Origin of the sequence: Bacillus sp. FSL K6-6038 (genome assembly GCF_038050455.1) — a bacterium.
Classification (GTDB): Bacteria; Bacillota; Bacilli; order Bacillales; family Bacillaceae_G; genus Bacillus_A; species Bacillus_A pseudomycoides.
The window spans coordinates 750,522-774,959 of record NZ_JBBOUH010000001.1 but is presented as its reverse complement, the minus strand read 5'-3'; the positions used below and the strand labels follow the sequence as shown (position 1 = coordinate 774,959).

Annotated in this window: 23 protein-coding genes; 11 read left to right on the top strand and 12 right to left on the bottom strand. The window is 34.9% G+C overall.

The genetic code is table 11. From position 1 onward, the window contains the following. Positions 1-63: 63 nt before the first annotated feature. The 3 genes from NSQ40_RS03995 to NSQ40_RS03985 are packed head-to-tail and all read left to right on the top strand — an operon-like array spanning position 64 to position 3,019. Positions 64-1,164: an efflux RND transporter periplasmic adaptor subunit gene (locus NSQ40_RS03995; protein WP_098159400.1), complete on the top strand. Its 1,101-nt coding sequence runs from the start codon at positions 64-66 to the stop codon at positions 1,162-1,164. Continuing rightward, a complete protein-coding gene (locus tag NSQ40_RS03990) occupies positions 1,161-1,835 on the top strand; it encodes an ABC transporter ATP-binding protein (protein ID WP_018766880.1) in 675 nt (224 codons plus the stop codon). The genes NSQ40_RS03995 and NSQ40_RS03990 overlap by 4 nt, the downstream gene beginning before the upstream one ends. Positions 1,836-1,861: 26 nt before the next feature. Then, the gene (locus tag NSQ40_RS03985; protein WP_003195405.1) at positions 1,862-3,019 is read left to right on the top strand and encodes an ABC transporter permease; all 1,158 of its coding nucleotides are present in this window, start codon (positions 1,862-1,864) and stop codon (positions 3,017-3,019) included. Between the two features lie 31 nt (positions 3,020-3,050). Here NSQ40_RS03985 and NSQ40_RS03980 read toward each other — a convergent pair whose 3' ends face one another. Both NSQ40_RS03980 and NSQ40_RS03975 read right to left on the bottom strand, forming a co-directional pair. Continuing rightward, positions 3,051-3,587: a YcxB family protein gene (locus NSQ40_RS03980; protein ID WP_224796017.1), complete on the bottom strand. Its 537-nt coding sequence runs from the start codon at positions 3,585-3,587 to the stop codon at positions 3,051-3,053. A 122-nt stretch (positions 3,588-3,709) separates the two neighbouring features. Then, positions 3,710-4,798 (bottom strand): DUF871 domain-containing protein, encoded by a 1,089-nt coding sequence (locus NSQ40_RS03975; RefSeq protein ID WP_003195402.1) that lies wholly within the window; start codon positions 4,796-4,798, stop codon positions 3,710-3,712. Between the two features lie 320 nt (positions 4,799-5,118). On the opposite strand from NSQ40_RS03975, the gene NSQ40_RS03970 reads away from it, so the two are divergent. The 4 genes from NSQ40_RS03970 (at position 5,119) to NSQ40_RS03955 (ending at position 11,270) form a co-directional block, all read left to right on the top strand. Then, positions 5,119-6,321, top strand: a complete 1,203-nt coding sequence (locus NSQ40_RS03970) for an MFS transporter (RefSeq protein WP_003195401.1) — start codon at positions 5,119-5,121, stop codon at positions 6,319-6,321. A 651-nt stretch (positions 6,322-6,972) separates the two neighbouring features. Next, positions 6,973-8,628 carry a Na/Pi cotransporter family protein gene (locus NSQ40_RS03965; protein WP_341286061.1) on the top strand — a complete coding sequence of 552 codons (1,656 nt, stop codon included), beginning with the start codon at positions 6,973-6,975 and terminating at the stop codon, positions 8,626-8,628. A 629-nt stretch (positions 8,629-9,257) separates the two neighbouring features. Continuing rightward, positions 9,258-10,670, top strand: coding sequence for an LCP family protein (locus tag NSQ40_RS03960; RefSeq protein ID WP_003195393.1), 1,413 nt, complete (start codon positions 9,258-9,260; stop codon positions 10,668-10,670). 159 nt (positions 10,671-10,829) lie between these two features. Next, positions 10,830-11,270 (top strand): YbjN domain-containing protein, encoded by a 441-nt coding sequence (locus tag NSQ40_RS03955; RefSeq protein WP_003195390.1) that lies wholly within the window; start codon positions 10,830-10,832, stop codon positions 11,268-11,270. A gap of 112 nt (positions 11,271-11,382) precedes the next feature. Here NSQ40_RS03955 and NSQ40_RS03950 read toward each other — a convergent pair whose 3' ends face one another. The 10 genes from NSQ40_RS03950 to NSQ40_RS03905 all read right to left on the bottom strand — a co-directional run bounded on the left by NSQ40_RS03950 (position 11,383) and on the right by NSQ40_RS03905 (position 19,739). Continuing rightward, positions 11,383-12,162: a sulfite exporter TauE/SafE family protein gene (locus tag NSQ40_RS03950; protein ID WP_033795907.1), complete on the bottom strand. Its 780-nt coding sequence runs from the start codon at positions 12,160-12,162 to the stop codon at positions 11,383-11,385. 49 nt (positions 12,163-12,211) lie between these two features. Further along, positions 12,212-12,691, bottom strand: coding sequence for a DsrE/DsrF/DrsH-like family protein (locus NSQ40_RS03945; RefSeq protein WP_341286060.1), 480 nt, complete (start codon positions 12,689-12,691; stop codon positions 12,212-12,214). A 91-nt stretch (positions 12,692-12,782) separates the two neighbouring features. After that, on the bottom strand, positions 12,783-13,079 hold the full coding sequence (locus NSQ40_RS03940) for a rhodanese-like domain-containing protein (RefSeq protein WP_003195383.1): 297 nt from the start codon (positions 13,077-13,079) through the stop codon (positions 12,783-12,785). A gap of 14 nt (positions 13,080-13,093) precedes the next feature. Then, complete coding sequence (locus NSQ40_RS03935) at positions 13,094-13,462, bottom strand: rhodanese-like domain-containing protein (RefSeq protein WP_003195381.1); 369 nt, start codon at positions 13,460-13,462, stop codon at positions 13,094-13,096. 60 nt (positions 13,463-13,522) lie between these two features. After that, a complete protein-coding gene (locus tag NSQ40_RS03930; protein ID WP_003195379.1) occupies positions 13,523-13,750 on the bottom strand; it encodes a sulfurtransferase TusA family protein in 228 nt (75 codons plus the stop codon). Between the two features lie 30 nt (positions 13,751-13,780). Then, positions 13,781-14,911, bottom strand: coding sequence for an MBL fold metallo-hydrolase (locus NSQ40_RS03925; RefSeq protein ID WP_003195375.1), 1,131 nt, complete (start codon positions 14,909-14,911; stop codon positions 13,781-13,783). Between the two features lie 176 nt (positions 14,912-15,087). After that, positions 15,088-15,351, bottom strand: coding sequence for a metal-sensitive transcriptional regulator (locus NSQ40_RS03920; protein WP_003195373.1), 264 nt, complete (start codon positions 15,349-15,351; stop codon positions 15,088-15,090). A gap of 196 nt (positions 15,352-15,547) precedes the next feature. Continuing rightward, positions 15,548-17,212 (bottom strand): CoA-disulfide reductase, encoded by a 1,665-nt coding sequence (cdr, locus tag NSQ40_RS03915; protein WP_003195371.1) that lies wholly within the window; start codon positions 17,210-17,212, stop codon positions 15,548-15,550. 211 nt (positions 17,213-17,423) lie between these two features. Further along, a complete protein-coding gene (gene spoVR, locus NSQ40_RS03910; RefSeq protein WP_003195370.1) occupies positions 17,424-18,842 on the bottom strand; it encodes a stage V sporulation protein SpoVR in 1,419 nt (472 codons plus the stop codon). Positions 18,843-19,178: 336 nt separating this feature from the next. Then, entirely contained in the window at positions 19,179-19,739 is a 561-nt protein-coding gene (locus NSQ40_RS03905) for a nitroreductase family protein (protein WP_018766894.1), read from the bottom strand. Between the two features lie 231 nt (positions 19,740-19,970). On the opposite strand from NSQ40_RS03905, the gene NSQ40_RS03900 reads away from it, so the two are divergent. From NSQ40_RS03900 to NSQ40_RS03885, 4 genes are all read left to right on the top strand, one after another. Next, complete coding sequence (locus tag NSQ40_RS03900; RefSeq protein WP_033795906.1) at positions 19,971-20,567, top strand: hypothetical protein; 597 nt, start codon at positions 19,971-19,973, stop codon at positions 20,565-20,567. Positions 20,568-20,682: 115 nt separating this feature from the next. Next, entirely contained in the window at positions 20,683-22,200 is a 1,518-nt protein-coding gene (locus NSQ40_RS03895; RefSeq protein WP_033795905.1) for a spore germination protein, read from the top strand. Beyond that, the gene (locus NSQ40_RS03890) at positions 22,197-23,279 is read left to right on the top strand and encodes a Ger(x)C family spore germination protein (RefSeq protein WP_033795904.1); all 1,083 of its coding nucleotides are present in this window, start codon (positions 22,197-22,199) and stop codon (positions 23,277-23,279) included. The genes NSQ40_RS03895 and NSQ40_RS03890 overlap by 4 nt, the downstream gene beginning before the upstream one ends. 12 nt (positions 23,280-23,291) lie before the next feature. Then, entirely contained in the window at positions 23,292-24,392 is a 1,101-nt protein-coding gene (locus NSQ40_RS03885) for a GerAB/ArcD/ProY family transporter (protein ID WP_003205923.1), read from the top strand. The last annotated feature ends 46 nt before the right edge of the window (positions 24,393-24,438 follow it).

Below are 24,438 nucleotides of genomic sequence, written 5' to 3'. Positions count from 1 at the left end.
CATATTTTCTCTCTCTTCTATACTGAAAACAGATACAAAAACGAGCGAAAAGGTGATAAATAAATGAAAAAGAAAAATAAAGTAATCATTACTGGTTTAATAACAATTGGAATTGCAGCAGGTTCATATTTTACTTTTGCTGGCGGTGGCGATGTAGCGAAGGCTTACAGCAGCTATAAAGTATCAGAAAAGCAAATTGAAAATGCACAAAAATTTGGTGGCGAAGTCATTCCAAATGGTATTGAAACAATCGCATTTGATCCATCAAAAGGGACATATGAGCTATCTGTTAAAAAAGGCGATGAAGTAAAAAAAGGACAGCTACTTTTTAAATATAATGATCCTTCCATGAAGTTAGGTGTAACAGAAGCCGAAATGCAAAAAAAACTTGCTAATAAAGAAGTAGAATTATTAAACAAACAACTAAATGCAGCAAAACAAAAATTACAAAAAGATAAAAATGCCGGTTCACCTGGGGAGATGCTAAAAGCAACAGAAACTGAAATCACACAACTTGAATCACAACTTGAAATGAAAAAATTTGAAGTTGAAAAAGCTGATCAAATGATTCAAACAAACAAAGAAAAACTCACTACACTTTCTGTAACAAGCCCAGCTGATGGCGTAATTGAAGAAATTGCAAAAAATGCGAATGAAAAAACAGGTATGAGCGGCATTACCCTTCGCACTGCCGGTCCTCTTAAAGTAAAAGGTCAGCTATCAGAATATGAATTAGCCCAAGTAAAAGTTGGGCAAGAAGTAACTGTTACATCCAAAACAGTACCAGGAAAAAAATGGACTGGAAAAGTCACTGAAATCGGTACAACACCAGTAAAGAGCATGGATGAAAACAAGACAGTATCTAACTATCAATTTATCGTTACATTAGATAATAATGAAGAGCTACAAACTGGATTCCACGTATACGTAACAAGCAAGTCTGGTGAAGCAACTGGTACAGTTGTTCCAAAAAGCAGCATTGTGAAAAAAGGTGATAAAAATGTTGTATTTATCGTGAAAGACGGTAAGGCAAAGGAACAAGCTGTTACTGTTGAATTTGAAACAGATGGCGAAGCGAAAGTTTCTGGCGTAAAAAAAGGTGACCAAATCATCTCTAAACCAGAAAAAGACTTAAAAGATGGTATGGAGGTTAACGCCCAATGATTGATTTAAGAGGCATCACGAAAGCCTTTCAAAACGGTGAAGAAACAGTTCAAATCTTACATGGTATTGATGTAACACTTAATCAAGGCGAATTTACTTCTATCATGGGGCCGTCTGGTTCTGGTAAATCAACATTAATGAATATTATCGGCTGCTTAGATAAGCCGACAAGTGGAACTTATTCGTTAGCTGGACAGAACATTTCAAACATGTCTGAAACGGAGTTAGCTCATATTCGTAATAAAGAAATCGGATTTGTATTCCAAAACTTCATGCTTCTCCCACGTCTCAATGCACTACAAAACGTAGAATTACCTCTTATCTACGCTGGAGTAGATAAAAAAGAACGACGTGAACGTGCATTAGCTGCACTAACAAAAGTAGGTCTAGCAGATCGTGCCACGCATTTGCCAAATGAATTATCTGGTGGACAAAAACAGCGTGTTGCCGTTGCTCGTGCAATTGTAAATAATCCAAAGTTCATTTTAGCTGATGAACCAACTGGCGCGCTTGATACAAAGACAAGTAAACAAATTATGGATCTCTTTTACGAATTAAACAAACAAGGCTCAACAATCATTATGATTACCCATGATCGTGAAATTGGGGAAGCGGCAGCACGCCAAATTGTAATTCGTGACGGAAATATCGTCCAAGATTGGAGAGGTTAATTTTGAACACAAACGAAAATATACGCATGGCCCTTTCCTCTATCTTCGCTCATAAAATGCGTTCTATTTTAACGATGTTGGGGATTATTATCGGGGTTAGTGCGATTATTACAATCATCTCAATCGGAGATGGAACAAACGCAAAGTTCCGTGAACAAATTGGCAAAGAAAAAAAGGATCAATTTTCAGTAAACTATACAACAGAAGATTATTCTGATATGGATGGAAAAATATCTGCAAGCATGTATGACAATGTCTCAAAAATTTCTGGTGTTCAAGATGTATATCCTGATGTTAGAGGAAAAGAGAAAGTATATGCCGGAAAAAAAGAATTAGATATTGATATAACTGGTGTAAAAGGCGATTACTTTGAAGATACATCTCGCTTCAAACTTGAGCACGGCAGGTTGTTCACTGCCGCTGATTTAGATAAACCTGAACATACAATCGTGTTACACAAAGATGCATTTGATAAATTGTTCCCTTCTTGGGAGGAAGGTTTATATGTTGATATAAAAGGTACTCCTTATAAAGTAGTGGGTGTATATTCTATCAAAGCAATGATGGGTGGCATGGCGTTTAAAGAAGGTGCTATCTCTGCTGAAAACTGGCCTGTTCTATTTGGGAAAAATAATTATGATGGCTTAACAGTAAAAATTGCTCCAGGTCAAGATAAGCAAACTGTGCAAGATGCAGTTGTAAAATTATTAAATGATGCGAAAAAACCAGAGCATACTGGGAAATTCAAAGTACCAAATCCACAAGACGATTTAAAAGAGATTGATAGCTTCACAGGCATATTAAAAAGTGTATTCGGTGGTATTGCAGCAATTTCACTACTTGTTGGTGGTATCGGCGTTATGAATATCATGCTCGTTTCTGTAACAGAACGTACGCGTGAAATTGGTATCCGTAAAGCACTTGGTGCAACGCGCGGAAAAGTATTGATGCAATTCCTAATTGAATCTTGTATTTTAACAGCATTAGGTGGATTCATTGGATTTATGCTCGGTATCTTCTTCGCTTGGATTGTCGCAATGTTTGCGGGATGGCCGCTTGTTGTTTCAATAAAACTAGGTCTGATTTCTGTCGCACTTTCTATGCTAATCGGTATCCTATTCGGTTTACTACCCGCTAATAAAGCTGCGAAGCTTGATCCGATTGAATGTTTACGATATGAATAAACGAAAGGTTGCCTATCATAAGGCAACCTTTTTATATTCCTAAAGATTCCATCCCCGCTCTCAACCTTCTCATAAACTCATTCTTACTATTCTCTTGGACAAAAGCATGTTTAGGAACAATATTTGCACTCATCGAGCTTACATAAATAAAAATATATGCTTCATTTTCTTCTATCTTCTCGATTCCTGTCCAATTTAGCTTTGTCTCTCCACTGTTATTTGTTTCAATAATGCCCTCATCTGTTATTTGTACATTGTGCTTACCTAGTAAATTGTCATAGCTTCCTTCCCGAAGCATTTTCTTAATATTTCTCTCAATAAGTTTATAGAAACACTTAGGATAAAACACGATCCATATAACCCCTGCTAGTAAAAAAATAAAAGGTAAATCCATCGATTTATAATCTGGTGGTCCAAATAAAAAAACACTAAGTGAAACAGCAAACAGAATAATAGCTACAATATAATGCTGAAGAACTAAAGAGCGCTTTACTGTTTTAGAATACCTCGCATAATGCAGATTAAATGCAATAAAATCTTGTTCTGTTAACGTATATTCTACCTGCATTTTTTGCCCTCCATCTCTAACCAAAACTTCCTTATATTGTATCATTTATCCATTTTAATTTCTCTAGTTTTTTTCACGTCAAAGAAGCCACCATATTCATGATGGCTTCTTATATAAACATATTATTTCTTTAGCACAAATCCAAACTTATCCCAAGCTTGTAAATAATCTAATAAGAAAATCTCTTCTTCTACAACACGGCCAACTACATTTGTTTTTCCTGTGTTAACCATATCTTTTAAGGCAATCTGTAATTCTCCTTTATACTGGCCATACTGTTCATTATCAATGAGAATATCGCCACGTTTAATCGGTCTTGTATTATGAGGTTTAAACTCTTCTTTTTTATATTTCACACGACTTTGTGTTGAACGAATCATATATTCAGACACATCCCCGCGATAAAAATGCGGTTCTTCTACTACAATCTTTCTTTCTAATTCTGTTGTTGTTTCATAAATCTCTATATCAAACGTTTGCTTTTCTTTATTTATTTCTCCGAGCGCCTTTAATTCTTCTTCTGATGCATATGCATTCGCAATGATTACATCATCAATCAATTCTGTTGCAAATAAATGTTTCGCCTGCGTTGTCATTGGCAATTCACGATGTTGTTCGATTGTACATAACCCTTCAGTTACCTGCCATGGACCATATGTCGCATCAAATGATGTAATAAAGGCAGCAGTTCTCATGCCGTAATCTTTAAATTGTTTTGAGCATTTCATAAAATGATCATAAGAAAGACCAGAATAACGATGTGGATAGAAGTTATGACAACCAATTAAATTTTCACAGTTCGGACGATGACTCATAATATTATCAACATATTTCGTACCGTTACTCATATTAATCTCAATTTTTAATCCATATGGGTTATATGTCATAATGGATTCTTCTAATCCTGAAAAACCAACATCTAGACGAATACCATATGCACCTAATTCGTGGAAGAATAAGAGATCGTTGTAAGAAATACCGAGCTGTTCAAAAACGGCTGGACTAATATCAACAAGTACTTGGAAACCTAATTCATTCGCATGCGAAATCGTTTCCTTAAACTCTTTAACAATCTTCTCTTTTTCTCCATCCACTGATAATAAACATGTGAATACACGTGTAAAACCATATTGATGTGCTAATGTTAAATATTCCTTATCTTTCTCTACTGTAGAATGTTCTGGATAAATAGAAATACCTAATCGTCTCATGCATATACACCTCTTTCTTCATCATCATTTTGTAAACCCTTTCAAACATATATAGTAAAGTAGTAGAAATCCCCTTCTACTTTACTATCCGTTTGAATCCGCTTTCTTTTTAAAAAAACATCTCTATCAATCTTAACAACTAGCAGACTATACATCTATACTTTACCTTTTTTAAGAGCATTTGTGTAGCATTTACACAAATTTGCAAATTTTTTCGCCCCAAAAAATTGTTACATCATTTCAGTTCACCTTTCTTGACTGGTACATTGACCACTACATATACTCGAAAGAACAGAGAAAAATATTTAGGGGATGAATATATGGGAGAAGCAGCACTCGTAAAACGAGAACCATTATGGACAAAAGAATTTATTGCGCTCATTTTAGCAAACTTATGTATGTTTTTAGGCTTTCAAATGTTAATTCCAACATTACCTGTTTACGTGAAAGAAATTGGTGGCACGAGTTCAAACATCGGATTTGTTGTTGGAATGTTTACTGTGGCAGCTTTAATTATTCGGCCGCTCACTGGAAATGCACTACAAAAATTTAGTAAAAAACTGATTTTAATGACTGGTACTGCAATTTGCCTACTAGCGATGGGCAGCTACCTATTTGCCTCCACTGTCTTTCTTCTTCTTGCTGTTCGCATTTTACACGGAGCTGGTTTTGGTATTACAACGACCACATATGGGACTGTAGTCTCTTACTTAATTCCTGCAGCACGTCGTGGTGAAGGTATGGGATATTTCGGCCTCTCTGGAACGATCGCTATGGCACTTGGTCCTCTTATCGGCCTCTGGCTCATGCAGACTTATAGCTTTACGATTCTTTTTTTATGTGCACTATCTTGCACAGTAGTTTCATTAATATTAACAAAGCTACTCAAAATTCAAGCAACTGAAAAACCAATTCACCAAGCACATGAATCATTTTTAGATGGGTTTATCGAAAAGAAAGCTTTACTTCCTTCATTATTAATATTGTGTATTACATTAATGTACGGAGGAATTGGGAGCTTTATCACGTTATTTGCTACGCAAGTCGGTATCGCTGATATTAGCCTTTTCTTCTTATTTAACGCCCTTGCCATCGCTGTAACACGTCCCTTCTCAGGAAGACTATACGATGTAAAAGGCCATGCATTTGTTATTATTCCCGGTGTTATCTTAACATTTACAGGAATTATTCTGTTATCGTATACAACAACAATACCAAGTTTAATCATTGCAGCAAGCTGTTACGGAAGTGGATTCGGCGCTATTCAGCCGGCCTTACAAGCATGGATGATTGACCGTGTAGCTCCGCATCGCCGCGGCGTTGCTACCGCAACATTCTTCTCGGCATTTGACCTCGGCATTGGGGCAGGTGCAATTATTTTCGGATTCATCGCACACTTTACAGACTATGCAACTGTATATCGTTATTCTTCTGTATTACTTATCGCGTTTCTCTTTATTTACACTACAAATGTACGAAAACAAAAACAGATGGATAAAAAGAATGAAAAAGCTGCTGGATAACCCAGCAGCTTTTTCTAACCCTTATCTATCTCGATGATACTTTAAATTTGTTGTTACATTGTCTCCAAAATAAGTCTCAGATCCATACTCTCCAGAAGCAACTATTTTAGTTGTTAACAACACTTTATTTCCAGCTAATTGAATGGTGCCTTTTGCAATACATTACTTCTTATATTTGTAAATGTAAAAGTCCCAACACCATTATTATCAAACGTAACAATAGCTCCACATAAAACGAATATTATCATTAACACAGTAGATGCATATTTCATTATTTTCTCCACGCCTATACTTAATTCTGAATTTGATTATATCCTCTTTATTTGGATATATATTATCCTCTCATATTATAACAATTTGAATATTTACATATAAATATTCAAATTGTATAGTTCTAAGACACTATTTACTTCGCATATTTTTTTACGTTAAACAAAAAGTATACAAAGAACTTCCAAATTAAATGTTATTTCTTTACAATACAACCCTATATAACGCATTAAAACCAATTAAATCCAGGGGTTTCTTTAAATAAATGTAAACTTTTTATCCCTTTGTAAATTTAATGTAAAGTTTACATTGATATCATTTACACCACCTCAAATTTTAGTTAATAATTACACCGTACATGAAATTTAAGGAGTGAAATGCGTGGAATTTAATGTTCAAGACATGATCTTCCAGTTTATTGGTGGATTAGGTATTTTCTTATTTGGGATTAAGTACATGGGAGACGGTCTGCAACAAGCAGCTGGTGATCGCCTACGTGACATTCTCGATCGTTTTACAACTAACCCACTTATGGGCGTACTAGCAGGTATGTTAGTTACCGTACTGATTCAATCTAGCTCAGGAACAACCGCTTTAACAGTTGGACTTGTAAGTGCTGGATTTATGACGCTCAGACAAGCAATTGGCGTTATTATGGGTGCTAACATTGGTACAACTGTTACAGCATTTATTATCGGAATTAAAATCGGAGAATATGCTCTTCCAATTATGGCAGTTGGAGCAATCTTACTATTCTTCTTTAAAAATAAAAAAGTACAATCTCTTGGACAAGTCGTCTTCGGATTTGGTATGTTATTCTTCGGTTTAGAATTAATGAGCACAGGTATGAAGCCACTACGCTCTTTAGAATCATTCCAAGAATTAACTGTTAGTATGAGTAACAGCCCAGTCCTAGGAGTTATCGTAGGTACAATCTTTACATTAATTGTACAAAGCTCAAGTGCAACAATTGGAATCTTACAAGAATTATTCGGCCAAGGTGCAATCGATTTAAAAGCTGCTCTACCTGTACTGTTTGGTGATAATATCGGAACAACAATTACCGCTGTATTAGCAGCGATTGGTACTTCTATTGCAGCAAGGCGCGCAGCATTAGTACACGTTATCTTTAACATAGTTGGTACCATCATCTTTACAATTTTATTAGTACCATTTACAAACTTAATTCAATATTTCCAAACATCGTTAAACTTAAATCCAGAAATGACAATTGCTGTTGCGCATGGAACATTCAACGTAACGAATGCGATTATTCAGTTTCCATTCATTGCAGTGTTAGCGTGGATTGTAACAAAAATTATTCGCGGAGAAGATGCCGCTATTGACTTTAAACCGCAGCATTTAAATCCAATCTTTATTGAACAATCTCCTGCTATCGCCTTAACAGAGGCACAAAAAGAGATTATTCGTATGGCAGAGTTCTCATTACACGGCCTAAAAGAAGCAACTCAATTTTTAAATACAAAAGAAAAGAAACATGCTGATATGGCAACTCAACTAGAGGGTGCTATTAACAACTTAGATAGAAAAATTACGGAGTATTTAGTGCTACTTTCTGAAAAACCACTTTCACCAATGGATTCCGAAAAACATTCTGTCTTAGCGTCTGTTGTCGGAGATATTGAACGCGTTGGCGACCATGTAGAAAACGTTGTAGAACTTGTGGACTCCCAAATTTCTAACCGTGTCACACTATCAGATGAAGCAATGGCGGAACTAAATGAAATGCTTGAACTAACAATTTCAACATTACAAGATGCAATTGGAGCTTTAACAAACTTCGACACTGGACTTGCACAAACGGTCATTACGAAAGAACGTAAAATTGACCAAATGGAACGTGTATTACGTAAGCGCCACGTGCTACGCCTGAATGAACGTAGTTGCTCAGGTGATGCAAGCATCATCTTTATTGATATAGTAAGTAATTTAGAGCGTATCGGTGATCACGCTGTAAATATTGCAGATGGAGTTTTAGGGGAACAAGGGAAAGTTGCATTAAAACAAACACTATAATACAAATTGAAAAAACTGATATAAAATCTTTCTTTTTTGGTGAGAAAGAGCGTCCGTCCTTGCATAGAAGCGGTCAGGGTCTTTTTTAGCCCCATGACGAGTGAAAACAAAGAGAGAAAACGAGTGCAGGTCTCCTTTTGTTTTCATAGCAGCGACTGATATGCCAACAAATCAAAATGTATTTAATCGAGTAGAAGACATGGCAATCCCATGTCTTCTATCACTTTATAATTGATTTTTTTCCTTTTCATTTATAAGAATTGCTCGAAATGATGTATGATTTATTATGTCTATCTCCTTTACTCCTAACAAACAGTTTTTTCACTTCATTATATAAGGCCTATAGAAGAATGTAATATAATCTTCCTCTTGAACATATTTCAACAAATCTTACTTCTTTATTATTTTTTCATAATATGTATTTCTATTTCTAATACGACAAATTATAATTGTTCTATTGCTTATTCCCCTAAAATTCACTTTTCGAAAGGCGGAAAAATCTGACTTTTCGTGAAATAAATCGGATTTTAGCGAAATGTAAATGATTTGTAATGTTCTTTTTCGCTAACATTCATTATAATTAGGTGATATGAGTATCGTATTTCAATCCAAATGAAGGAGTATATGAAATGGATCAAAACCCATCTTTGCAAGAAAATACACGAAATAATAAGAAAAAAGGAAAGAAAAAAACAAAAATCATTCTAAGTGCTCTCTTATTATTTTTAATAGTAGGAGGCGGTTATACTTGGTTTTTAGTAAATAAAGCATCCTCTGCTGTTTTTAATGCCGCCCACGATTTAGCACGCGGTGATAAATCAGATTTACGTGATAAAGCAGTTAAACCTATTTCTAACAATGTATCTGTATTAATCATGGGCGTTGATGAAAGCGATGTCCGTGGCAAAGAATACGGTGCTGCTATAAGAACAGATGCAATGTTACTTGCAACTTTTAATAAAGATAGTAAAACTGTAAAACTTTTAAGTATTCCACGAGACACATATACTTATATCCCAATAGAAAAGAAAATGGATAAAATTACGCATGCACATGCATTTGGTTCGGCTAAAAATGGAAAAGCTGGTGGCCCGCAAGCTAGTATTGATGCGGTAGAAGATTTACTCCACGTTCCTGTTGATTACTTTGTAAAATTCAACTTTAAATCATTTATAAAAATTGTGGATGATTTAGGTGGTATTGAAGTAGACGTTCCTGTTGAATTTACTGAACAAGATAGTAACGATAATGCAGGTGCAATCCACTTGAAAAAAGGCGTTCAAAAATTAAACGGTGAAGAAGCTCTTGCTCTTGCTAGAACACGCCATATTGATAGTGATGCAATGCGTGGTCAACGTCAACAACTTGTTATCGAAGCCATTCTGAAAAAACTAACAAACATTGATTCTGTAACAAAAGTAGGAAATATTATTGATCACATTAATGGACAGTTCGTTACAAACTTAACATTTGATGATATGTTATCATTCTATAAATACGGTTCAGATTCTTCACTTGAAAAATTACAAATTAATGGTAAAGATTGTTATATGTCAGCTGGTGATAAAGAATGCGGTCGTGCAAGTGATGGTGGTACGTATTATTATGTGCCAGTAGAAAAAGATTTAGACGATTTAACAAAACAACTTCGTACTCATCTTGGACTATCTGAGTATAAGAAAGTTGATTCTGATGATAAAGAGAACAAGAAAAAAACAAGCTCTGAGAAAACAAAAGATACGAAACAAGATAACGATAATCGTCAAAATTCTACTAACCAAAAAAGTAACAATGACGATGAAAACGTAAAGACCAAAACATCATCGAATGAGAAAACAAAAGATACAAATCACGATAGCGATAATCGTCAAAATTCTACTAACCAAAAAAGTAACAATAACGATGAAAACGTAGAGACCAAAACATCATCGAATGAGAAAACAAAAGATACAAATCACGATAACGATAATCGTCAAAATTCTACTAACCAAAAAAATAACAATAACGATGAAGACACAGAGACAACATCGAATAAAAATTAATAAAAAACCCAGCTCTATAAAGATAGAGCTGGGTTTTTATACACCCTAATATAATTTTGAAAACAACAAAAATTCTAATTTTTTTAACTATCAATTTCAATATCTTTAAATTATAATAAAAGGTAGAATTATATTCTAATTAACAGGAGGCACAAACATATGAAAGCCGCAGTAAAGCATAACGTTTCAGACTTTAAAGATTATCTACAATCCAATGAAATACATATGGAAGAAAACATAGATGAGAATGATGGCTCTGTATTTTTTTCAGTAAACTTAGAAACAGAGAGTGGTGCAAAAGTTCGTCTTATCGCTGCCTTTCATAACGAGCATCCTACTGTCGATATATATTGCTTCAATGTCGCTCAAGTTCCTGATTCAGCCAAGAAAAGCGAAATATTACATTTAATCAACGAACTAAATACAGCATATAGATTCGCAAAATTCACAATTAGTAACAGCGACTCCATTGATATTTCAACTTCCCTTGTATTTACAGAACCATACTTTAACCCTGCCCTTGTATTTGAGCATACTAGACTATTATATAAAGCTGCAAATGATGAATATGAAAGATTAATGAAACTTATTTGGGCTTAATAACTTGAATGCCACTGGTTCTCTAGTGGCGTTCTTACATTCTTTCTATACTAACCTTCTTCTTAAAATATCTATCCAGTAATATCTGGTAATACACTTCCCAAAAATCATATTACAATGCGATATCCATCCAAATTTTAATAGATGTTGAAACAATCAATATCGCTAATATCCACTGCAATATTTTTTGATTTAACCTCTTCCCTACACTTGCTCCAAGCGGTGAAGCAATTAAACTTGCAATCGCGATCATTATAGACGGCAGTACTACCACTTGTCCTGTAGTTACTTTTCCAATTGTAATCCCGATAGATGAAATAAAAGTAATTGCTAATGAAGTTGCAATTGTCATATGTGTAGGGATTTTAAGAATGACAAGCATAATTGGCACAAGTAGAAATGCACCGCCTGCTCCAACAATACCAGAAGAAGTACCTACGATAAATGCTAAAACACTAGCTAATCCTTTATTATACGTCAATGCTTCTAAAGGAAGCTCGCTGCGATTTTTTTTCGGAATAAACATCATAATAGCTGCTATCGTAGCTAAAATAGCATATACAATATTAACTTGCCCTGCATCTAATACTCTTGAACCTAAACTCCCGACAAAACTTCCCACTAAAATACTCGTTCCCATATATAGCACCAATGTTTCATTTATATAACCGCTTTTCCGATAAACCCATACACCTGCAAATGTTGCGAAAAACACTTGAATAGCTGTAATACCACTTACTTCATGTGCCGTATAACCAGTAAACCCTAATAGCACAGGAATATATAAAATCATCGGATAATTAATAATAGCACCGCCAATACCAACCATTCCTGATATAAATGAACCAACAAAACCAATAAGAAAGATTACAATCATAAAACTGAAGCTCATCTTTATTTTTCTCCCTTCTAGAAAGAAGGCGTTCTTTAATGAATTACCTTTAAATAAATAGATTCACATTTCCATCAGAAGCATCTGCTAGATAAGCTGCCACACCAGCAAATTCAACATCTTCCATAATCTCTTCTTCTTTTAGTCCTAATAAATCAACTGTCATTTGACAAGCTACAAGCCTAACACCTTGCTCTTTTGCCATATCAATTAAATCTGGAAGCGGCATAGCATTGTGCTTTTTCATAACATGCTTAATCATTTGAGGGCCCATACCGGCAAAATTCATTTTAGATAAGCCCATCTTATTTGCACCGCGAGGCATCATCTTTCCAAACATTTTCTCTAAGAAGTTTTTCTTTACTTTTATATATTCATCTTTTCGAAGTGCATTTAACCCCCAAAACGTATGGAAAATAGTCACCTCTTGATCATACGCCGCTGCACCATTGGCAATAATATAAGCTGCCATCACCTTATCGTAATCTCCACTAAACAAAACAATCGTTGTTTTTTTCTTTTTCTCCATGTTAACTCCCCACTTCAATATACCTATGCGGGTATTTTGTGAAATATACAAAAGCCTTTATTTATAAAAGAACCCTGCGTCGTACTCCGTATTATTCTATTTTACCTTCCCAATCTAACATACCACCAGTCATATTTATAACCCCAAAACCATAGCTTTCTAAAAACTGAACAGCTCGTGAACTTCTCCCACCAGAGCGACACACCATAATATATTCTTTGTTTTTATCTAATTCATGCATGCGAAATTCCAACAGACCAAGTGGAATATGAATAGCTCCCGGAATTTTCCCTTCCATCACCTCTTCCACTTCACGAACATCAATAACGTGTAATACTTCATGATTCATCAATTTATTTTCTAATTCTTTTGCTGTTATTTCCTTCATTTTTCATTTCCTCCTTAATTCCAAGCATTCATACCACCTGAGACATTCGTAATATGTTGAAAGCCTAATTTTTTTAACATTTTTGTTGCTTGTTTACTTCTCATTCCACTTTGACAAATTACAATTACTTCTTTGTTTTTATCTAAATGACTCGCTTTTTGTGCTAACTCATTTAATGGGATATTCTGAAACCCTTGAATATGATTCCCTCTAAATTCACCAGGTGTACGAACATCAATAAATTGTTTATTTTTTTTATTCATCTCCGTCTTTAGTTCTTTCCCGTTTATATTTTTAACTCCCTTAACCGGTAAAAAGCGAGAAATGATAAACCAAGCAACAAGTATAGTTAAAACAATATTGAATACTACATTTGCACTCATACACCATCTCCTCCAATCTTTCTCTATACAATTCGTATCCGTAGAGCAGGTCTTTTTATTTTACGCCTTTTTAATCCAGAACTTCAGTACACCATTTTCTTCCGTATGCTGTAGTACTTCGTGTCCACCTGTTTTTGACCAAGCTGGAATATCCTTTATTGCACCTTTATCTGTTAAATGAACCTCTAGCACTTCTCCAGATTGTAAAGCTTCCATAGCTTTTTTTGTTCTTACGATTGGCATTGGGCATGCTAAGCCTTTCACATCTAATACTTGTTTTGCATTCATATTCTATACCTCCAACATATTTTTTTATTATTAATCGTGCACCGCACAGCGGTTTGGACCAATTTCCATTTCGCGCTCTTCTTCTACACTTGGATTGATTTTCCCCATATTCGTCTGACGAATATCTTGATATGCATTCGGCTGGGGCGGTAAATTTTCTGTAACTGTTTTTCGAAACTCCAACTCATCTTCAATATTTAATCCTGCATTTCGTTTAAATAGATCTTTCAATTTTGCACGAACCCGCCCTTGCTCATCCAATTCGCTTGCTTTCGAATAATGCGCTGGTAAAACAATCAAATCTTGAGATAATGTTTTATAACGTTTATATAAAGTGTTACGCAAATCACTTACCCAATCTTCCGCTTTTCCCGCAAGATCCGGACGACCAATAGAATCTACAAATAAAATGTCACCTGATAGAAGATAAACATCATCTACAATGAATGATGTACTTCCAATTGTATGACCTGGTGAATAGATCGTCTCAATAGCAATTTTTGTTCCTCCCACCTGAATGACAATTCCTTCAACAAGTGGCTCATAAGAAAAAACAACTTCTTCAGCATCTTTTGGCGGTAACCAATACGTACCTTTCACCTTCTGTGCTAACTTACGACCACCAGAAATATGATCGGCATGTAAATGTGTATCCATAACGTTTGTAATCATAGCACCTTGTTCTTCTGCAAACTCCTCATATGCTTCAATTGTTCGTATAGAATCAATGACTACAGCTTCCCCATTTGAAATAACCATATAGGACAAACATCCTTTTCCAAGACGGTTAAATTGATACACGCTGCCACCATCTTTTAAATCCCCTACTTTAATCGGCTTCACATATTCACTCCAAGCTTTCATACCACCAGCTAAATAATAAACATTTTTCAAACCAGCCTCTATAAGTTGCTCAGCAACAAACTTGGAAGATCCTTCTTTCGCACATACAACAAGAATATCTTTTTCCTTTGGCAACTCTTCCAAGATGCTTTCTACGCCTTCTAACAAATCAAAGTATGGTTTATTAATAGAAGAAACTTGTTTCCCTTCAATTTTCCAATCCACATAATCCACTTCATTACGAACATCTAAAATAAATAATTCTCCAAATAAAACTTTCTCAGCAATATCTTTCGCTTGTAATCCTATAGCACCCACTACCTTACCCCCTATGGTATAAATTTTGTTAAAAAAATTAAAAGTTAACTGCCCTACTCAAATTTTTTCTTATTCTTTTTCTGTAGTAGCTTACCACCACATCACTCAATATACATATACCTGTACGGGTATGTTAAAATGCTTTTTAAAATCTGTCAACACATTCGTTTGACAGATTATCTGCTTTTCACAAGCAGTTGTACAGCCTCTTTAATTAAATCTTCATTTGATGTATCGCCTTTTTCAAATTGTTCTCGCAAACAGTTTTCCAAGTTCGTTCCTACAATTAATCCAATTGTGCGATCCATAGCAGAGCGAGATGCTGTTAATTGTGTAATAACCTCTTTACAATCTTTTTCTTCTTCAATCATTCGAAGTACACCGCGAATTTGTCCTTCAATTCGCTTCAACCTATTTTTAATATCTTGATTATATTCCAACGTGCTATCACCTCAATACTTTAATAGACATGCTTTATCTAAAAAAATGTCTACTGCACCAGATTGTAGTAAAATTCTTATTTGAATTTACAACCTCATCATATACCCTTCAGGGTATTTTGTAAAGCCATATTTTTATATTTAAAATTAATTCCTACTATATTACCTTATATTATTAGCCACAGCCCCTAATATATTAATATACAATGCAGTTTGGTAAAGCAGTTGCATACAATTTAAAACCACCATCTACATTCTTCACCTTATATCCTTTTTCCATTAACATACGTGCAGCAACATAGCCTCTCATACCTAGCTGGCATGTAATATATATTTCTTCATTTACTGGAATTTCATCCAATCTTTCACGTAATTCATCTAATGGAATATTAACTGATCCCTTAATCATCCCTTGTTTCAATTCATTTGGTTCACGAACATCAATTAAATATCCACCTTTTTGGGCAATATGATTAATTTCATGCCACTGCACTGTATCTACAAGCCCTTCAATCATATTACTTGCAACATACCCCACCATGTTTACTGGGTCTTTTGCAGAAGAATACGGCGGTGCGTATGCTAATTCTAAATCTGGTAAATCCATTACCTTTAGCTTAGCTTTCATTGCCGTCGCAATTACATCAATTCGTTTATCTACACCGTCACGCCCAACAGCTTGTGCACCATAGATTTCTCCTGATTCTTTATTAAAAAGCAATTTTAATAAAATTGGATATGCATTTGGATAATAACCCGCATGAGAATTCGCCTGTACATGCACTACCTCATAGGGTATATTTAAACTCTGCAATACCTTTTCATTTACTCCTGTTGAAGCAACCGTTAATTCAAATACTTTTGCAATTGATGTTCCCATCGTCCCTTTGTATACAGACTCTGTATGCCCATGAATGATATCCGCTAATAGACGACCTTGCCGATTTGCTGGCCATGCTAATGGAATCATTGTCTCTGTTTCTGTTACAAAATCTTTTACTTCAATCGCATCACCAATGGCATAAATAGATGAATCAGACGTTTGTAGTTTTTCATTTACTTTAATTGTCCCGCGTACTCCAAGTTCTAGTCCTGCTTCTTTTGCCAAGCTACTCTCTGGCTGGACACCGATAGACAGAATTACCATATCAGTATTGATTTTCGAACCACTTTTTAAGCGTACGACTGCTCCGCCTTCTTCAAAAGTATCTACTCCATCTTCTAAAATGAGCTGAACACCATGCTTTTTCATATGTTCGTGTACATATGCTGCCATTTCATAATCAATTGGGGGCATTACTTGATTTGCCATCTCAACAAGCGTCACATCAATTCCTTTTTCTCTCAAGTTTTCTGCCATTTCAACACCAATAAATCCTCCCCCAATAACAGTAGCATGACGTGGTTTCTTCTCATCAATATACGCTTTAATGCGATCTGTATCTGGTACATTTCGTAATGTAAACAACGTTTTTACTGTTTCAATTCCTGGAATAGGCGGTACAATTGGTTTAGATCCTGGTGAAAGAATTAAAATATCATAAGACTCTTCGTATGTTTCATTTGTCATTACATTTTTCACAACAATTGTTTTTTCTTCTTTATTAATTTTTATCACTTCACTTAAAACTCGAATATCTAAATGAAATCGCTTTGACATCTTTTCAACAGTTTGCACTAACAACCTCTGTCTCTCTTGAATCACACCACCAATGTAATATGGTAACCCACAGTTTGCAAACGAAATATATTCGCCTCGCTCGAACATAATAATTTCATCCTCTTCACTTAAACGACGAAGACGTGCTGCTACTGATGCTCCTCCTGCAACTCCACCGACTACAACAATTTTTTTGCTCATCTTTTCATAACCTCCACGATTATTTTCATTTAACTTTTCTTCTTTTTACTTACTACATATAAATATACAGGACATCAAATTACATATACCCGTATAGGTATATAATAAACACAAAAAAATAGAATGACAATATATAAAGCTCAAACTTTATACTTGTTCACAAAATTGAAACAAGCTTGGTATGAAAAAAGCCACTGGTTTCCCAGCGGCTTTACACATATTTCCGATGCACCATCTTCCCATCATATGAGAAGACAACACCTTTATTCTCAACATTAGATTCCATATGCACCGTTCTTCCCCATAGCTGATGAATGTACGGCAGTACTTTCTCTAAGTATTTTAAATCAAGCTCAATTCCTTCATAACAATGCTTAATATATAATTCCCCATTTTTCAAATAATCCCCATCTTCCACCACTAAATATGGAAATCCGCCATTTGTTCTCATATTAACAAGCTGATCACGAACATGTTCCCACTCTTTATCAATTACCTTATACTCTTTTCCTTGGCGCTGGAATAAGTACATATCTTCTCTCATAACCAATTCTTTATTTAAGTAATTCCTTAAGAAGGATACATCCCATTCAATTTCTCGCACTTCAAAGATTTTTTCACGGCCTGATCCAGGTTTTACACCACGACGTTTCATTTCTTCAGTTGGATTATTATAACGTTCTTCAATATCTTCGAACATTTTAATGCCAAGGTAGTATGGGTTAATGCTTGTTTTTGATGGTTGAACTACACCCGCGTTAAGCTTCGCAAATTCAATTGCCTCATCAGATGTTAAGTCCATTTCGCGAAGAATACGTTGATGCCAGAAGGACGCCCAGCCTTCGTTCATGATTTTCGTTTCTAGTTGCGGCCAGAAATACAACATTTCTTCTCGCATCATCGTTAAAATATCACGTTGCCATTCATCTAGCTCCCTACTATATTCTTCAATAAAGAGCAGCAAATCTTTCTCTGGCTGCGGCGGGATTTTCTTTTTCTTCCGCATATTTGGCCGTTCTCGTTTTTTATTTCTATCATCTAAATTCCACAAATCATCATACTGTGAAACTCGTTTCTTTTCTACTTCTTCCTCTTCTAAGTCATCTATGCTCCAAGCTAGCTTCGGCCGCATAAGCGATGGATCAATATGTTCTTGAATGGCCAAAACAGCATCTAAAAACGTTTCTACCTCTTCTTTTCCATATTTATGTTCATATGCTTTAATTCGTTCTGCTGTCGCTGCCATACTTTCAACCATATCGCGCTTTGTATTTGAGAAGCGGATATTATTTTTAAAGAAATCGCAGTGTGCTAATACGTGTGCTACAATCAATTTATTTTGAATCAATGCATTTGTATCGAGTAAAAATGCATAACATGGGTCAGAGTTGATGACAAGCTCATATATTTTACTAAGTCCCAAATCGTAATGTAGCTTCATTTTGAAGAATTGTTTCCCAAAACTCCAATGTGAAAAACGCGTCGGCATGCCATAAGCACCAAATGTATAAATAATTTCCGCTGGGCATACTTCATAGCGCATCGGATAAAAATCCAGCCCAAATCCAGTTGCAATTTCAGTAATTTCAGCGATTGCATATTGTAGTGCTTTATCATCACTAGTTCTCATTATTTTCCCTCCTTACACTTTCCCTTAAGAAAGTGTATGAAGGAAAACAAGCTTTCATGAGAAATGATGAAAAATAGATACTCTACCATTCACTTTAACCAGTAGTCTTTTTCATAATCATATGACAGATACTGCTCTTCATAACAGCGTTGGCACATATTATAAGGGTAATCCCCTGGCATATATTTTTGACAATACTTGTACCTTTTACGATGGTTTAGCAAGTGTTTACTTACATACTCATCAATTACTGCAATATAAAAAAGTACTAGAAAAGCACAAAAAAGCCGGATACAAATTTCACATCATTTGCATCCAGCTTTCCACCTTTATCTATTACCCTTCAATAACTTCAAGCTTCTCCATAATCGGCGTGCGCTCTTTTCCTTCTGGCTTCTTATCGAAATAACCAATATGAAGGATTCCAACAATGCGTTGTCCTTTTGTTAATCCAATTCCTTCTATAAATAAAGGATTATAATTCAATCCGCCTGATTTCCAAACACAGCCTAGTCCACGTTCCCAAGCGAGTAACTGAAAGTTTTGCATAAATGCACATACTGCTGCGTAGTCTTCATCGCGCTGGATTTGACGTGGATCTTCATCCATATACACAATGATTTGAGCTGGTGTACTTAGAAAACGATCGGATAAAATTTTACCTCGTTTTGTTCTTTCTTCTTCTGTAAAAGAATTTAATACAGCATCTACTAATGTTTTACGTCCTTCACCAATATATAATTTACATTTCCATGGCTCACGATGCTGATGGTTTGGTGCCCACGTTGCATCATTTAATAATTCAATTAATAATTCTTTTTCTACTTCTCTATCTGTAAATGTACGAATCGAACGTCTTTCTTTAATGATATTTGCAATGGAAGTATATGTAGTCATATGTTTCTCTCCCTTATTCTCATCTATATGTATAAGTTTGTTATTGATATTGATTTTCAATTTCGATTATAACGCAGTTTTCTACCATTAATCAATGTTTTATGTTGTGAAACTAATAAAAAATTTTTTTGTTACATTGCGAAAAAAACTTGAAATGTTCACAAGTTTTTCACAACTTACGGACATGCTATGTGTAAAGTTTTCCATTTCATTCAATTAGGAGGAATTTGTATGTACAAAAGAATTGTATTAAGTATGGCTATGGTAGCACTGCTATGTGGAGTATCTGTCTTCCCAGCTGCAGCTGCCTCGCAAAAAGAAGTTGCGGTGCAGCATCATAAGTTAATCTCAGAAGAACAAATCCAGTCGTTAGAAAAACAAGGATACAACAAGCATGAAATTTGGAAAGCAGCACACATTGCAAAGATTAGCAAAAAAGATATTAAAGATGTTTTATCGTACTATAAACAAAATAAATCTTGGAAAGAAACAGCAAAGCATTTTGGCGTGGATCCAAAGAAACTGCATAAACATCATATGAGTAAAGAAATGAAGCAAGCACTACTGCAAAAAGTAGCCGAAATGCAAAACTCCACACCAGAACAAATGCAGAAAATAATGAAAGATAATAATATTCGTTTGCATCACCTTACAGTTTTAACCATCATTGCACAAAAAAGCAATACACCATTCAATGACGTATTAAAAATGAAAAAAGATGGCATGCATATTAAACAAATCGCAGAAAAATTAAATGTGAAAAAAGAAGATATAAGAGCTGAAATGATGAAATTAATACAGTCCGTGAAAGAAAAAAAGACAAATTAAACATAAAAAGGAAGAAGCATTTGTTGCCCTTCCTTTTTTATGTTTCCTGTATAAAATTTGTTCTTCCCAAAAAAACTAACGAGAGCATTCCATATAAGGGAAGGAGTGAAAATTATTGTTTAGCTTACCACGAAAAAATTCTAAAGCAAAAAACAAAAAAATGAGCTGTACCATTCCAGAATTTATTCATACGATGAAAGAATCTACGGATTTTGTATCCTACAACATAACAGAAAATGGAAAAATCTGTCTTTTTTATTATAAATCTGTCGTGGAAGAGCTCATAATTAAACGATTTATTTTGACACCTATTAAAAAGCAATTAGAACAAATCCAAAACATTGCAGACTTGACAAACATCGTCTTTATTGAAGACATTATTATCTCTCCTTCCATTGATGATATTCGTGAAAAGTTATTGGGTGGATATGTACTCATAGAGTTACAAAATACATCATATGCTGCACAGTATGCTTTAATTCAAGCAGAAAGTACCGTTCTTGGTAAGCGTTTATATAATGATACTGAAAATGAATATAGTGTAATTGGACCGAAAGTTGGTTTTGTGGAGAGCATTGATATAAATATTCACTTATTACGTCGCGGTATCATAACAGAGCAACTCATTTTTAAAGAGATTATTGTCGGTTCTATGTCCAAGACACATGTTACCATTGCCTATATAAAAGGACTAACAAATGAACAACACATTAATACAGCGACGCAGCGTCTTCAAGATATTGATTTTGATGTTCCTTTTGATGCGACAATGATTGAACAATTTTTGAGTGATAATAGTAACTCACCCTTTCCCGTTTTACTGCCAACTGAGCGAGTTGATCGGGCTGTATTCGCTCTTATCACTGGTCAAGTATTAATTTTAACAGACGGATCACCGTATGCATTAGCCGGACCAACAACATTATTAGACTTTTTTGTTTCTCCAGAAGATTATTATTTACCATGGATCATCGGCTCCTTCTTCCGGATTATTCGCTTTTTTGGTGCTTTATTTTCTCTGTTTTCTTCTGCCATTTATACAGCTGTCTTAACATTTCATTATCAAATGATCCCATCAGATTTGTTAGGACCTATTATTTTTTCTAGAGCCAATGTACCTTTTCCCCCAGTTTTAGAAGCACTCTTTTTAGAAATTACAATTGAATTACTTCGTGAAGCTGGAGCACGCTTACCTACAAAGGTCGGTCAAACCATTGGTATTGTCGGTGGAATTGTTATTGGACAAGCTTCTGTTCAAGCTGCTTTAACGAGTACAATTTTATTAATTGCAGTCGCATTATCTGCATTAGCTTCTTTCACCACACCGACAGTGAAGATGTCTTCGACAATTCGTTTGCTCCGGTTTCCACTCATTGTTTTAGCCGGTGCCTTTGGCGGACTTGGTCTTATTGTTGGATTTGTGATGATACTTACGCACTTAATTCAGTTAAAATCACTTGGATCACCTTACTTAGTACCTTTATATCCATTTCGTGGTTTAGCTGCATCTGAAGGTTTTATTCGCTTCCCATTTAGCCACACAGCGCAGCGTCCTTCTTTTCTACGCCCAAAATCGAATTGGCGCTATAACCCGAGTAAAGCAAAGACAAAACGTGATGGTGAAAAGACATGAAAAAATTTTTAACTGTATGGATCATTGGGGGATTATTTTTCCAATCTGCTTGCACTCAAACTCAAATTATTGATACACAAAGAATTATTCATGTTGCGGGATTCGATATAGACAAAAATAAAGAAGTTCAAGGAACGATTTTGTATCCCGACTATACCCGTGGTGTACAGACGAAACCAAAAATTCAGTCAACATCGGCAAATTCGATTGAAACAATCGCATCTCGTATGAATGGAAAGTCCCCTCACAATGTTGTTGTAGGACAAATGCGTACCGTGTTATTTGGGAAGTCTTTTGGTACATATGGAATTGGTGATATTGTGAATAATTTACAAAGAGATCCCAATATTGGAAGGGATGTACAATTTGCATTTGTCGACGGCTCAGCAGAACAGCTGTTAAAACATGTTGCGTCAAATGGTTCATTATATCTCTCTGACTTGTTGGATCAAAATATGATGAATGAAAATATTCCTCGTGCTACTTTAAATATTTTTTTATATGATTACTATTCATATGGATCCGATCCATTCATTCCTTACATTCAAATGAGTAATAATAAAGCGGCTACAGTAAAAGGACTTGCATTTCTCAAAAAAGACAAAGTAGTTATGTTTGCCGATCAAAAAGATTCATTTTTAGTAAAATTACTGACTCATCCTACTAAAAATGGTCGTTATGAAACGTCCATCCAAAAAGATGGCCATAAAGGGCTTGTAGTCACACAAAACTTATCTGGAAAAAGCACCTATTATCTTGATGGAAATGGTGAGATTCCGAAAGTAAACATTCATTTAAAACTAAATGGCTTGATAAAAAACTCTCCGAATTGGCTTAATTTAACGGAGCCTCAAAATATAGCTTATATCAAAAAACAAATCGAGCAAACGATGGAAAAACAGTCTAAAGCTTTGATTCAGCAATTTCAACAAAAACAAATAGATCCGTTAGGAATACAGGATCAAATTAGAAGCCGCACAAGAAAATGGAACATACAACAAATACATAAAATGTATCCATCTGTAGATGTAAATATTGATGTAAAGGTTAATGTTGTGCAATCTGGTATCGGAGAATGATGAGGTGACGATATGAATACCCGCAGCAAAGAACTAACAGTATCTCCTTACTTCGCTTTCTTTTTGGTTCACTCTCTTCAAATCGGAGTAGGAATTTTAGGATTTCAACGTATCCTGATTAAAAGCGCTGGATATGATGCTTGGATTTCTCTTATCCTTATGGGATTTGCAACTCACATTGTTTTATTTTGTATGTTAGCGATGCTAGAGAAAGATAACGACTTAATCAATATACATACAACATGCTTTGGAAAGTGGATCGGATCTTTCTTTTCTCTATGCTTTACTGCTTATTTTCTTTTATTTTGCCTTACCATTCTTCAAACATATATTGAAGTCATTCAAGTTTGGGTATTTCCTACACTTAAATCGTGGAAATTGAATGTACTCTTTTTATTCATTGTTTTTTATGTTATAAAAGGTGGATTTCGCTCTGTAACCGGTATTTGCTTTTGGGGGATCGTCATTCCTTTTTTTGTAATCTTTTTTTTAATTTTCCCAATGAAATATGCTCATTTCCGTAATATTTTACCTATTTTGACGCATTCACCTTTACAAATTTTTCAATCAGCAAAAGATTCTATATTAGAATTTCTCGGATTTGAAGCATTACTATTTGTATACCCACTCATTGAAAAAGGAAAATCTCTAAAAAGATGGGCACACGGTGGAATTGCTTTAACAACCATTATTTACGTTATCTTAGCACTCATTTCTTTCATGTACTTTAGTGAAGGACTTTTGCAGCGTACAATTTGGGCAACCTTAACAATGCTTAAAATTATTAAAATTCCTTTCATTCAACGATTTGAGTACATCATTATTTTTGTTTGGTTTCTCATCATTTTACCTAATCTTTGTGTAACGATTTGGTCTTCTTGCCAATCCATAAAACGATCGTTCCATATTCCGTTTAAGTTTACATTGCCTTTTTTCATTTTCCTTGTGTATATCGCGTCTTTATTTATTATAAACAGAGAACATATTAATACATTGAACACGCTCCTATCTCGGGCTGGTCTGTATATCGTATATGTTTATATCCCTCTCCTTTTTCTATGGCATTCCATTCGCTGGCGATTGAAAAATAAACAAAATAAAACTTCACCATAGGAAAGTACTAGCGATTTTGGTACAATTTTACTAATACAAAGGCAAA